The organism is Mesorhizobium sp. M0145, assembly GCF_040322355.1.
Classification (GTDB): Bacteria; Pseudomonadota; Alphaproteobacteria; order Rhizobiales; family Rhizobiaceae; genus Mesorhizobium.
This window is the reverse complement of the sequence record NZ_JAMYTK010000052.1, coordinates 1-12,785: the sequence shown is the minus strand read 5'-3', so window position 1 is coordinate 12,785 and position 12,785 is coordinate 1. Positions and strand designations below refer to the sequence as shown.

The following is a 12,785-nucleotide window of genomic DNA, read 5'->3' as shown; positions in this document are numbered from 1 at the left end:
TGGGTCGGGCGTTCTCTATTCGATACCCCCCGCCATGGGGGCTGGTTGATGTTGTTTCGGTGAGTTTTTGTCTATCCCGGTAGTAACATTCTCGTAGTTGGGGGGTTTCCGCCCCGGCACCGCGCAGGAATATGGTGGGTTGATCAAGCACGGCGCCAAGCTTCTGTTCGCCTATGCCGAAGCGACGGTGCCAAAGATCACCGTCATCACCAGAAAGGCCTATGGCGGCGCCTATGACGTCATGGCGTCAAAGCATTTGCGCGGTGACATGAACTATGCCTGGCCAACGGCGCAGATTGCGGTGATGGGCGCCAGGGGCGCGGTCGAGATCATCTACCGCAAGGACATCGGCGACGCGGAAAAGATCGCGGCACATACAAAAGCTTACGAGGATCGCTTCCTGTCTCCCTTCGTTGCCGCCGAGCGTGGCTATGTCGACGAGGTGATCATGCCGCATTCGACCCGCCGCCGCATCGCCCGCGCGCTCAGGATGCTGCGCAACAAGGATATGCAAAACCCCTGGAAGAAGCACGACAACATTCCGCTGTGAGGGGTTGATGTCGCGCCTGGTCCTCTATGTAGGAGCGCGTTTCGGCAGGTTTGCCATCCTGCTCTTCGCCATGCCGCTGTTTTGCCCAATACTCCTGTGGTTCTGGTTCCTCGATTGCTATCCGCTCGCTGTCATCGCGACTGGCGTTGTTGCAATCCCGGCCGCGATGCTGGCCATCGTTCTGTTGATCGGGACATTGTTCGCCGGTTTTCGACCCAGCAAGGTGGACGGGATTACTCGGGAATCAGCCCCGAAATTGTGGGCCGTCTGGGAGAGTATTGCCGGCAAACACCGCGCCAGCCGCACGAGCATCATCCTGAGCGACGATCTCAACGCCAGTATCGGTGAAGAGCGGCCGTTTCTGGGCCTGCTTGGTCGCAGGGCAATTCTCACCGTGGGCCTGCCGCTGCTCGCAGCGACCGACCAAAAGGGGTTTGCGGCGATCTTGGCCCATGAGGACGCCCATCTGAAAAATAAAGATACAAATGGCGGGCTCAACCTGGCCGAACTCGAAAAGAGCTTCGATCTAATCTTCGACTTCGCCCCACCGGGAAAAACCGTTTCGGGCAGCCTGTTCTACTGGATGCTTGGCCCGCTGTCGCGCACGCTGGAGCGCGAAGAAATACGGTTGTCGCGGCGGGCGGAAATTGACGCAGATCGTCATGCAGCGATGTCCGGCGATGCATATGAAACGGCGCGCGCCCTGCTGCTGATCGGTGCTGCCAGTGCGTTCTTCGATGACCAAGTGTATATTCCGCTTAAACGTGAACTGCTTGGCACCATGGTACCGCCTCGTCCACCACTTGAAAGAGTTCTGGCGGCCGCCAGTCACCTGTCGAGGCTTCCCATCCTGCAAGAATATGCGCAAAAGGCCTGGGACGCGCCAGATAAGGAAAGCGCGGATCATCCGCCCTGGTCCGAACGTTTGACTGCTCTTGGATTTAGCTCGGCTCCAGAGATAGAACCAGTTCTGGTTTCCGTCTTGTCGAGCCTGCTGAGCGATGAGATCGTCGCCGAACATGTCCGCCATTTCGACGGCGAATGGACATCGAAGATCGCCGACTATCTCGATCGATAGCTATCCACCTGAAACTATAGCGGCTAATGCGCAGTCGGCGCAGGCTATTCCGCTTCCGCCGCTCCGAACCCGGCCCCCCTCGTCGCGCGGACAGCGCCCGACCATGGCGTGGCGTGATTGTCGATGCGCATCTGGAAGATAAAATAAGTCGGCGAGCAGAAGCCGATGCCCTTCACTTTGCCGATACTGGGTGTATCGGGCGGCAGCGACTGGCACATGTAATCCTCGCGGCAGAAATGGTCGGCCGAACAGGCGGGACGATTACCGCGATTGACGGCGCCGCCGAGGCACTGGTCGAAGTTATTGGTCGCCACGCAGGTGTCGAATTTCTTGCCGCCGACCAGTCCGCAAATCTCGTTCGGCATCGGCTTGCCCGTCTTGAAGGCGGCAAAGCTGCGATCCCGGTCGTCGCAGCCGCGATAGGCGATACCCGCCGGCACACCGATCTTCGGCGGTCGGCAGGTGTAGGCGGCGCGCGAAATGCTTGGCGCGAACGCCGCGAACTGACCGGTGATGGTATACCGGTCATTGAAAGGCTGTGCCGGGTTACTGGCGATGGATCCCGTTAAACAGGGGTGGCCGGAAAACATGTCTTCGCTGTGCTTGGGCAACAGGCATTGCGCCAGCTTGGTGCGTACGCCGGACGAGGTCGCCAGCGGCGTGCAGACGGTGCCGGCGCCGCATTGCCAGGTCGCGCCGAAGCGGGCCGCATCCGCCGGCATCAGGCACGGCATCGCCATCTCGGCCGGCGAATAGGCGATTTCGCCGGCATCGTTCCAGGTCGCCGGCGGCGCGAACGATAACGGGCGAAAGCGGTTCGGTTCCTTGCCGTCGGCAGTCGCGCGCAGCCAGGCGACGCGGCGCGGGATGTCGGCGTGGAGATGCGGGGAGATGCCGACCTCGATGCGGTTGAGCGGCGAGGTCGTCTTGTCGTCGAGGCCGATGAAATGGAAGCCGGCGGTCGAGCCCGCCTGATGGCAGCCCTGGCAGGCGCCGTTGTCCAGCCGCTCGACCAGTGCCTCCGGCGTGCGCACCAGCTTCATTGCAGAGAAATCGACACCAGCGAAATCCGCGGACTGGAACAGTGGCGTGAACAGGTGGTTGGCCTGCCTCGCACTGCCGAAGGTCGACCAAGAGATGACCTTCCTTGCCAGGAATTCCTCGGGAATCTGGTAGACGCCGAGATCGACCGCCGCGACATTGGTGCGGACATAGTCGGCAAGTCTTGCTTTCAGCGCAGCGTCTTCGGCGAGACGTGCCGTATCGGGCGTGTTTTCCAGCGGCTTTTCGCTGGCAGCCGCTCCGTCCATGCCGAAAATTCGCATGAGATAGGCAGCCTGCCCGCCGAATTCGGTCTCCTGGCCGGAGGGGAAGCGCACCACTTGCCCATTGAGCTCGAGCTGCTTGAAGGTGAGCGCCGTCCTTTCCAGCGGCCCACCGGTCAGCCAGCCGGCATCGACGCTCTCGTCGACTTGTGGTGCCCAGCGTCCGGCGACGCCGACACAACCGCCGTCGGCATCCGGCGCGGCATCGTAGACGGCACTGAAATTGAATGGCAGGCGCGAGGCCAAAACCTTGCCGTTCTTCTTGAAGCTGTAGGCGAGGCGATAGATGAAGCGCACTTCGCCGCAACTCGTGTCGCCTTGCAACGCGGCGAAGTCGCGCCGGTCGAGCCGGTTGACGATGCCGACGAGGCGGAAGCGCGCGGCATCGGTCCTCAGCCAGCGCATGTCCATGACACGGCCAACATTGCCGTCGGTCACCTCGTAGAGCGGCCGACCGCCGGCCTTCATCTCGGCCCGCAATGCTGCGACGTCGCTTGCAATCGTTTCGACAATCGCGTGATAGGCCGGAGCCTTGTCATAAAGCGTCTTCAAATCGCCCTTGCCATCGACGCCGAAAATGCCGGCGAACCCGTAACCGTTGCTGTCGAGGGCGGCGAGAACGGCCGGGTCGTCGACGATCGTCAGCGGAGTTTCGGCGTTCGCAGCCTGCGCCATGAATACGGCGCTGACGATCGCAACGAGCAGCGTGAACATGCGGTTCATTCGGCAGCTATCCCGCGACTTTCGATAAGCTCGCGCAGGACCGGCACTAGCGCCGGCGGCAGGTCCTCGGCGATCAGCCCCGGTCCGAAACGGCTGCCGGCCTCGGCATGGATCCAGACTGCCGCACAGGCCGCTTCAAAGGCCGGCATGCCCTGCGCCAGCAGCGCGGCGATGATACCTGACAGCACGTCGCCCGAACCGGCGGTGGCCAGCCAAGGCGCGCCATTGCCGTTGATCGCTGCCCGGCCATCGGGGGCCGCAATCACAGTGTCGGCACCCTTGTAGACGAGAATGGCGTTGGCCCGTTCGGCTGCGGCGCGTGCCTTAGCGAGTTTGGACAGGTCCTTGTCCCCGGCGATATCTGAAAAAAGCCTGGCGAATTCGCCGTCATGCGGCGTCATCACCAGAGCCGGCGCGCTCGGCCGGCTGGCGGCTTCGAACAGGGCATCCGGCGCGTCGCGAAACGATGTGACGCCGTCGGCGTCGAGCACCAAGCCCTCAATCCCGCCGCCCTGCCCATGGGCGCCATTCACCACGGCCAGGGCGAATTCGCGCGTCTTCTCACCAATGCCAAATCCCGGGCCGAGCACGAAGGCCGATGGTCGGCGACTGCCGACGAATTCGTCCACATCCGCGACAGTGTCTACCTTGCGCAGCATGATCGAGGTCAGATGCGCCGCGTTCACATGGATGGCGTTCGCCGGCGACAGCATGGTGACTGCCCCTGCCCCGCTCCTTGCCGCGGCAAGCGCCGACAGCCGCGCAGCACCCGTCGCCGACGGCCCTCCGGAAAAGACGCCGACATGGCCGCGTTTATACTTATGGGCGTCGACGGCCGGAACCGGAAAGCGGCCAAGCCAGAGCGCCGGAATGTTCTCGAATGTTCGTGGTTCAAGCTGCGCAACAACACTGTCGCTTATGCCGATATCAGCGAGCACGATTTCGCCGCACAGCTCGCGCCCCGGCAACAAAAGATGGCCTGGCTTTTTTCGCGCAAAGGTCACGGTGATTCGGGCGTGGAAAGCCTGACCGAGGACATTGCCGCTCTCACCGGAGACGCCCGACGGCAGGTCGACCGCGACGACCGGCGAATTCAACTCCGCCACATTGTCGATCGCCTTGGCGGGGTCGCCGGATAGCGGCTTGGACAGCCCCGCCCCGTAAAGCGCATCGACCACGATCGAGCCCGTCTCGGCAACGAAATCCGACAGCGGCCGAGCTTCAACCGGACACTCCGAGGCAGCGAGTGCTGCATCGCTGCCTCCTTTAGGCGATCCGGACGCCCATACCGAGACGTCGACGGCGCTCTCCCGAAGGATGCGCGCCACGACATAGCCGTCGCCGCCATTGTTGCCGGGGCCGCAAAGCACGTGGACGCGCGTTGCGTTCGGGTAGCGCTTGAGTACCACGGCAGCAACCGCAGCACCGGCATTGCGCATCAGGCCGATGCCGTCGAATGGACCAGCGGCAATCGCCAGCCGGTCGGCCTCGGCCATTTCGGACGGAGACAGAAGTTCATTGCTCATGGAATATCAGGCGACATGCACATCATTTTCCCAAGCATTGTCCAGTTTTTGATCCGACGCAAACAACGAAGGTCGCCAAGCAATTTGGCGGCGCACATCGTTCGGGACGACGGCGCGCAGCTGCCCATGAAATATCCGATCTGCCCATTTTTTGTGCGGACGACGGGACCGGCGGTGTGTAGGCTCGCGGCGTTCATGGCGCAGGGAATGACGCGAATGTACATTCCCGCGTAGCATGGTATCCAAATCATGTGAGCCCGTTCGGCACCCCATCAATTGGCACAGTTCGTGCTTGATTGAGGCGCAAGCGGGGCTCACAACCCGTCTTTTTTGGCAGTGGAGGCCACTTTTTACATGAAAAAGATCGAAGCGATCATCAAGCCGTTCAAGCTAGACGAAGTGAAGGAAGCGCTTCAGGAGGCCGGCCTGCAAGGTATCACCGTTACCGAGGCCAAGGGCTTTGGCCGCCAGAAGGGCCATACCGAGCTTTATCGCGGCGCCGAATATGTCGTCGACTTCCTGCCGAAGGTGAAAATCGAAGTCGTGCTCGGCGACGATGCGGTCGAAGCAGCGATCGAAGCCATCCGCAAGGCGGCCCAGACTGGCCGTATCGGCGACGGCAAGATCTTCGTCTCGAACATCGAGGAAGTGGTGCGCATCCGCACCGGCGAAACCGGCATGGACGCCGTCTGAATTTTCCCGTTAAAAGGCCATGTTCAAAACGTCATCACATAGGGAAGCAGGGACATGACGACAGCCAAAGACATCATGAAGCAGATCAAGGACAACGACGTTAAGTTCGTCGATCTGCGCTTCACCGATCCGAAGGGCAAACTGCAGCACGTTACGATGGATGTCGTCGAGGTCGAGGAAGACATGTTTGCCGATGGCGTCATGTTCGATGGTTCCTCGATCGCTGGCTGGAAGGCGATCAACGAGTCCGACATGGTGCTGATGCCGGATTCCGATACGGTGCATATGGACCCGTTCTTCGCGCAGTCGACCATGGTCATCCTGTGCGACATTCTCGATCCGATCTCGGGGGAATCCTACAACCGCGATCCGCGCGGTACCGCCAAGAAAGCCGAGGCCTACATGAAGGCCGAAGGCATCGGCGACCAGATCTTCGTCGGCCCGGAAGCCGAGTTCTTCGTGTTCGACGATGTCAAGTACAAGGCCGACCCCTACAACACCGGCTTCAGGCTGGATTCGACCGAACTGCCGTCCAATGACGATACCGACTATGAGACCGGCAACCTCGGTCACCGGCCGCGCATCAAGGGCGGTTATTTCCCGGTGCCGCCGGTCGATTCGGCGCAGGACATGCGCTCGGAAATGCTCACCGTGCTCGCCGAGATGGGCGTGCGCGTTGAAAAGCACCATCACGAAGTGGCCGCCGCCCAGCACGAGCTCGGCATCAAGTTCGACACGCTGGTCCGCAACGCCGACAAGATGCTGATCTACAAATATGTCGTGCACCAGGTCGCCAACGCCTATGGCAAGACGGCCACTTTCATGCCGAAGCCGGTGTTCGGCGACAATGGCTCGGGCATGCACGTCCACCAGTCGATCTGGAAGGAAGGCAAGCCGACTTTCGCCGGCAACGAATATGCCGGCCTGTCCGAGAGCTGCCTATTCTACATCGGTGGCATCATCAAGCATGCCAAGGCGATTAACGCCTTCACCAACCCGCTCACCAACTCCTACAAGCGCCTGGTGCCGGGCTATGAAGCGCCGGTGCTGCTCGCCTATTCGGCCCGCAACCGCTCGGCCTCGTGCCGCATTCCGTTCGGCTCGTCGCCGAAATCCAAGCGCGTCGAGGTCCGCTTCCCCGATCCGGGTGCCAACCCCTATCTCGCCTTTGCCGCCATGCTGATGGCCGGCCTCGACGGCATCAAAAACAAGATCCACCCGGGACAGCCGATGGACAAGGATCTCTACGACCTGCCGCCGAAGGAATTGAAGAAGATCCCGACCGTCTGCGGCTCGCTGCGCGAAGCCCTGCAGAGCCTCGACAAGGACCGCGGCTTCCTGAAGGCCGGCGGCGTATTCGACGACGACCAGATCGACAGCTATATCGAGCTCAAGATGGCCGAGGTGATGCGCTTCGAAATGACGCCGCATCCGGTCGAATACGATATGTACTATTCGGTCTGATCCAGATCGTTGCAGCCAACAAAAAACCCCGGAGGAGACGCCGGGGTTTTTTATTGCGATGCGATCGGAGAGAAAGTCACGGCGCAGACCTGAGGTCTACGCCGGGACGAATGCTCAAGCCGCGGCCGACACCTCGGCGCTGGTCGGGACGGAGGCGATCGTCTTCAATATCTGCGAGGCGATCTGGTAGGGGTCACCCTGCGAGTTCGGGCGGCGATCCTCGAGATAGCCCTTGTAGCCGTTATTGATAAAGGAATGCGGCACGCGGATCGAGGCGCCGCGGTCGGCGATGCCGTAGCTGAACCTGTTCCAGGGCGCGGTCTCGTGCTTGCCGGTCAAACGCTTGTCGTTGTCCGGCCCATAGACGGCGATGTGATCCATCAGGTTTTTGTCGAAGGCTGCCATCAGCGCCTCGAAATAGCCCTTGCCGCCGACTTCGCGCATATAGGCGGTCGAGAAGTTGGCATGCATGCCGGAGCCGTTCCAATCGGTGTCGCCGAGCGGCTTGCAGTGATATTCGATATCGATGCCGTACTTCTCGGTCAGGCGCTGCAACAAATAGCGCGCCATCCACATCTGGTCGGCGGCCTTCTTGGAGCCCTTGCCGAAGATCTGGAATTCCCACTGGCCTTTGGCCACCTCGGCGTTGATGCCTTCATGGTTGATGCCGGCGGCAAGGCAAAGGTCGAGATGCTCCTCGACGATCTGCCTGGCGACTGAGCCGACATTGCTGTAGCCGACGCCGGTATAGTACGGGCCTTGCGGCGCCGGATAGCCGCTCTCGGGGAAGCCGAGCGGGCGGCCGTCCTTGTAGAAGAAATACTCCTGCTCGAAGCCGAACCAGGCGCCCTCGTCGTCGAGGATGGTGGCGCGCTTATTGGAGGCATGCGGCGTCACGCCATCGGGCATCATGACCTCGCACATAACGAGCGCGCCATTGGTGCGGGCCGGATCCGGGTAGACGGCGACCGGCTTCAGAACGCAATCGGAGCTGTGGCCCTCGGCCTGCATGGTCGAAGAACCGTCGAAGCCCCACAGCGGAAGCTGGTCGAGCGTCGGAAACTCGGCATAGTCCTTGATCTGCGTCTTTCCGCGAAGATTGGGAACCGGGGTGTATCCATCGAGCCAAATGTACTCGAGCTTGTATTTCGTCATTCTAGCCTCTCGTTGCTTGATCACCGAACCCTGGATGGCGCCGGAGCAGGCCGGCCTATCCAGCAGCCGACCTGCCGGATTATCAAAAAGCAATTCGTGTGCCATTCTCGCCGGCGACGGGTGCGGCAAAGTGAGGTCGCATCGGCGCAAAATTGCCGGGCCGCTGCAAGGTGCGCTGGGATCACTCACAAGCATAGTTTGCATAAATAATGTGCAACTAGTGATCTTTTTATAATCATATTGCCTAATTCGATTGCTGAACCTATCTTGGGGAAAGGTTGAATCGGCTAGGTTCTGTCGAAGAAAGGAAACCGACAATGGAAATCACTTCCACTCGTCAGTCGGCCAAAATCCTGATGTTCCCGGTGGCAGCGCGCGTGTCTGCCTCAAATTTAAGCGGAAAGGCTAAGTTCGCGGCAGAACTTGCTTCTTTGCGCAACCGCACGGATTTCGGAAGTGCCTGGTATCATGAGGCAGCGATCGAGGAAGCGAAACAGGATCGGAAGAGCTAGGCTTCTCCGTCCGCGTATTTGATAAATTGGCAAAGCCCGGCGCGATCGCTCGCGCCGGGCTTTGCTTGAGCCGGGACAGGTCGGCTACTGCTTGGTGTGCAGGTCTGTTCCGAGGGTATCCCTGACGAAGATCATGCCAATGATCAGCGACATCGCTGCAACGGCGACCGGATACCAGAGGCCGTAATAGATGTTGCCCTTAGCCGCGCTCAGCGCGAAGACGGTCACCGGCAGTAAACCGCCAAACCAGCCATTGCCAATATGATAAGGCAGCGACATGCCGGTGTAGCGGATGCGGGTCGGGAACATCTCGACCAGGATCGCAGCGATCGGCCCGTAAACCATGGTCACGTACAGAACCAGGATGAACAGGATGCCGATGGTCAGCGGCCAGTTGATCTGTGCCGGATCCGCGAACATGGCAAAAGCGCCGGACGCGGGAATGTTGTAGACTGTCACCTCGGTTGCGCCAGCCGCTTCTTCCTTGGTCAGGATCTTGTCAGCGACTGCCTTGTCTGTCGGGACGGTCGTTTTTTCGCCGGCACGAATCGCGGTGGCATCGAGTTTAAGCTCGGGATTGGCAGCCACAAAAGCGTCGAGCTTCTGGTCGGCCACTTTCGATGCCGCACGCTTTAGAGGATAACCTCCATCCTGTAAGGCGATATTGATTGCCTTGCCGAAGGCTGTGTCCTTGGCCTTCAACTGGTCGCCAGCCGAGACCGCGTCATAGGCTTCAGCCGTTTCGTTGCCGATCTTGACCGTTGCAGCAGTTCCGGGCGCGGCTGTCGTGACCACATCGTATGGCACGGAACTCTTCGCAAGGAATGCCGTGGCAACATCGCACGAGCTGGTGAATTTCCATGTTCCGGTAAGATTGAATTGGAAACTGCAGTCGCCCGGTGCGGCGGTGACGGTTGCTCGAACATTTTCCTGCGCGGTAGCTAGAGTGGGATTAGCGGCGCGGGTCAGTGCCTTGAACAGTGGAAAGGTGGTGACGATCGCCAGCGCCAAACCCGCCATGATGATCGGTTTGCGGCCGATCTTGTCGGAGAGCCAGCCGAATACGACGAAGAAGATGGTGCCAAGCGCCAGCGCGATCGCGATCATGATATTGACCGACTGCGGATCGACCTTGAGCACGTTCTGCAGGAAGAACAGCGCGTAGAACTGGCCGTTGTACCAGACCACGGCCTGGCCAGCGGTAAGGCCAAGCAGCGCCAGCAATGCGATCTTGGCGTTTTTCCACTGGCCGAAGGCTTCGGACAGGGGTGCCTTGGAGCCTTTGCCCTCTGCCTTCATACGCTGGAAGGTCGGAGACTCGGCAAGTGACAGGCGAATCCAGACCGAGATGGCGAGCAGGACCGCGGAAACCAGGAACGGAATGCGCCAGCCCCAAGCTGTGAAATCTTCCTTGCTGAGGGAATTCTGCACAATCAGAATCACGATCAGCGACAGGAACAGGCCGAGCGTTGCGGTGGTCTGGATCCATGAGGTGTAGAAGCCACGGCGGTCATCTGGAGCGTGCTCGGCGACGTAGGTCGCGGCGCCGCCATATTCGCCGCCAAGCGCCAGACCCTGGAGCAGACGGAGCGCAATCAGCATGATCGGCGCGGCAATGCCCCAACTGGCGGAGCCGGGAAGCACGCCGACGAGGAAGGTCGACAGACCCATGATCATGATGGTGACAAGAAATGTGTACTTGCGGCCGACGAGATCGCCGATGCGGCCGAACACCAGGGCACCAAGCGGGCGAACGATGAAGCCTGCGGCAAACGCCAGAAGCACGAAGATATTTCTCGTTGTTTCCGGATAGGAGTTGAAGAATGCGGTGCCGATCGCGGCCGCCAATGCACCGTAGAGATAGAAATCGTACCATTCGAAAATGGTGCCGAGCGAGGAAGCAAAGATGACCTTCTTCTCCTCGCGCGTCATGCCGCGGCTTGTTTTGCCGGCGGTCGATGCCATTGCCATGAGCGTATCCTCCCGTGTGATTCCGTCAGTCCTCGATGCTGCACGTCATCGTCCGCGTTTCCTCGCAACGCAGACTCAGTGCGGCCATCGGTGCAAAAAATGACAGAAAGCAGTGCCCAGAGGCAGACCGCCTTTGGGATTATGACTTTGGTCTAATGTGCAGTGCGAAATCGCAGGTAGTGCCGTCAGCCTTTGAGAGCGTCGAGCAGTCCGACTGCCGCCATCATGTCGCGCTTGCGGGCAGCGCGGCGCGCGACGGCCTCGGCATCATGGCCCCATTGCTCGGCCTGCCAGTCCTCGTCGACATGACCGGCAGCCCAGGCCGCCTCGCCGTCGAGCTCGCCGAAATCGACAGCCAGCGCCAGCAGCGCCGATCCGGTCAGCGACGTCATGACGTGGATGGCGGCAAGGCGCAGCGGATCGGCACGTTGGGCAAGATGCTGGCCAAGCAGCGCGATACTCTCGCGCGGCTGTTCGACATGGATCACGCCTTCGGCGAGATGGAACCGGGCGCCGAGCGCGCTGTGCACCCAGTCGATGACGGGATCCCAATGCTCGTTCTGCCGGTCGACGAGTCCGTGGGGCGCATCGGCGCGGTAGCAGAGCAGATCGGACGAGGCAAAGCGCAGGATGTCCTCCAGCACGGCCTGAGGATCACTGGCGACGCCATCGATTGCCGTATTGACCAGACGCATCACCGGCATCGTCACCGGGTTGATGGTCTCCTCCTGTGCGGCGAACTCCTCGGCGACGAGAGCAGCCGCCTTTTCGGTCGGCAGCGCCAGCAGCGCCTTTGCCGGCGTGCGGACGGGCTTGCCATCGAGATGGACGGCAAAACCGTCTTCGACCGGTGCTACCGCGACGGTCTTGTAGAAGCGCTTCGGCAGTTGCGTCTTCATCTGGATCTGGGCGCGACGCACCGGGTCCGGATCAGAGAGCTGCTTTCCAGCTTCGAGGTCGTTCAATATATCGCGCATGCTCATCCGGGACTTTGTTTTCGGGCCGGCCGGTTGACGATGATGAGACCGGCGGCGATGAGGCCGAGTGCCAGGAAGATACGAACGGTCAGCGGCTCGTTCAAGAACACGGCGCCGCACAGCACACCAAACACCGGCGACAGGAAGGTGAAGCTCGACAGTCCAGATGCAGGGTAGCGCCGCAGCAGCCAGAACCACAGCACATAGGTGAAGGCGACAACGTAGACGGCCTGGAACAGCAGAGCCAAGGTTGGCAAGACGGTAAAGTTGCGGACGGGCGGCCCGGCAAAAGGCATCACCAAAATGCCGACGACGGCGGCCCCGGCCAGCTGATAGAGCAGCAGCTTTTCGGCGCTGGCCGTCACCAGCTTCGACCGCTTGATGACGATATTGGTCACGGCCCACAGAATGCCGGCACCGAGACTGAGCAAATCGCCGCCCAATGTTGCGCCGCCATTGGCGCTCAGTTTATCGGAAAACACCGCGATCAGTCCGGCGAAAGCGAGCAGAAGACCAACGAGCTTGCGTGCCGTGATGCTTTCGCCCAGCAGGAAATGACCGCCGACCAGCATCCAGAACGGCATGGTGTTGACCAGCAAGGTATTGCGCACAACCGTCGTGTGCTCGAGTCCGACGTAGAGAAACAGGAACTCGAGACCAAAAAGCGCACCCGCCAGAATGCCAGCGACGAGGGTTTTGTCGGGCGTGAACAGCGCAATGCCGCGCCAGCGGCACCAGCCGAAAACACACAGGCCGCCGATCGCCGAGCGGGCGATGGACAGGAAAACAGGGTCGTAGCCGGCATACGAGA

10 protein-coding genes and 1 pseudogene are annotated in these 12,785 nt (G+C 60.8%); 5 read left to right on the top strand and 6 right to left on the bottom strand.

Annotated elements, in window-relative coordinates:
• Nucleotides 1–73: 73 nt before the first annotated feature.
• Both NKJ28_RS32570 and NKJ28_RS32565 read left to right on the top strand, forming a co-directional pair.
• Nucleotides 74–550: pseudogene (locus NKJ28_RS32570) on the top strand (carboxyl transferase domain-containing protein); the annotation flags it as partial.
• Between the two features lie 7 nt (nucleotides 551–557).
• Nucleotides 558–1,628: a M48 family metallopeptidase gene (locus tag NKJ28_RS32565; RefSeq protein ID WP_352638542.1), complete on the top strand. Its 1,071-nt coding sequence runs from the start codon at nucleotides 558–560 to the stop codon at nucleotides 1,626–1,628.
• Nucleotides 1,629–1,672: 44 nt separating this feature from the next.
• Here NKJ28_RS32565 and NKJ28_RS32560 read toward each other — a convergent pair whose 3' ends face one another.
• The gene (locus NKJ28_RS32560) at nucleotides 1,673–3,676 is read right to left on the bottom strand and encodes a hypothetical protein (RefSeq protein ID WP_352568584.1); all 2,004 of its coding nucleotides are present in this window, start codon (nucleotides 3,674–3,676) and stop codon (nucleotides 1,673–1,675) included.
• Entirely contained in the window at nucleotides 3,673–5,202 is a 1,530-nt protein-coding gene (locus tag NKJ28_RS32555; protein ID WP_352638541.1) for an NAD(P)H-hydrate dehydratase, read from the bottom strand. The genes NKJ28_RS32560 and NKJ28_RS32555 overlap by 4 nt, the downstream gene beginning before the upstream one ends.
• Before the next feature lie 354 nt (nucleotides 5,203–5,556).
• On the opposite strand from NKJ28_RS32555, the gene NKJ28_RS32550 reads away from it, so the two are divergent.
• Nucleotides 5,557–5,895, top strand: coding sequence for a P-II family nitrogen regulator (locus NKJ28_RS32550; protein WP_019857988.1), 339 nt, complete (start codon nucleotides 5,557–5,559; stop codon nucleotides 5,893–5,895).
• 54 nt (nucleotides 5,896–5,949) lie between these two features.
• Complete coding sequence (gene glnA, locus NKJ28_RS32545; protein WP_352457514.1) at nucleotides 5,950–7,359, top strand: type I glutamate--ammonia ligase; 1,410 nt, start codon at nucleotides 5,950–5,952, stop codon at nucleotides 7,357–7,359.
• A 114-nt stretch (nucleotides 7,360–7,473) separates the two neighbouring features.
• On the opposite strand, the gene NKJ28_RS32540 is transcribed toward glnA, so the two are convergent.
• Complete coding sequence (locus tag NKJ28_RS32540) at nucleotides 7,474–8,514, bottom strand: glutamine synthetase beta-grasp domain-containing protein (protein ID WP_023675116.1); 1,041 nt, start codon at nucleotides 8,512–8,514, stop codon at nucleotides 7,474–7,476.
• 317 nt (nucleotides 8,515–8,831) lie between these two features.
• On the opposite strand from NKJ28_RS32540, the gene NKJ28_RS32535 reads away from it, so the two are divergent.
• Nucleotides 8,832–9,026, top strand: a complete 195-nt coding sequence (locus tag NKJ28_RS32535) for a DUF2735 domain-containing protein (protein WP_352568581.1) — start codon at nucleotides 8,832–8,834, stop codon at nucleotides 9,024–9,026.
• Between the two features lie 84 nt (nucleotides 9,027–9,110).
• On the opposite strand, the gene NKJ28_RS32530 is transcribed toward NKJ28_RS32535, so the two are convergent.
• From NKJ28_RS32530 to NKJ28_RS32520, 3 genes are all read right to left on the bottom strand, one after another.
• Entirely contained in the window at nucleotides 9,111–10,997 is a 1,887-nt protein-coding gene (locus NKJ28_RS32530) for an MFS transporter (protein WP_352638540.1), read from the bottom strand.
• Between the two features lie 185 nt (nucleotides 10,998–11,182).
• On the bottom strand, nucleotides 11,183–11,974 hold the full coding sequence (locus NKJ28_RS32525) for an ATP12 family chaperone protein (RefSeq protein ID WP_352638538.1): 792 nt from the start codon (nucleotides 11,972–11,974) through the stop codon (nucleotides 11,183–11,185).
• Between the two features lie 2 nt (nucleotides 11,975–11,976).
• On the bottom strand, nucleotides 11,977–12,785 hold an 809-nt coding region (locus tag NKJ28_RS32520; RefSeq protein WP_352638537.1), incomplete at its 5' end, for a DMT family transporter.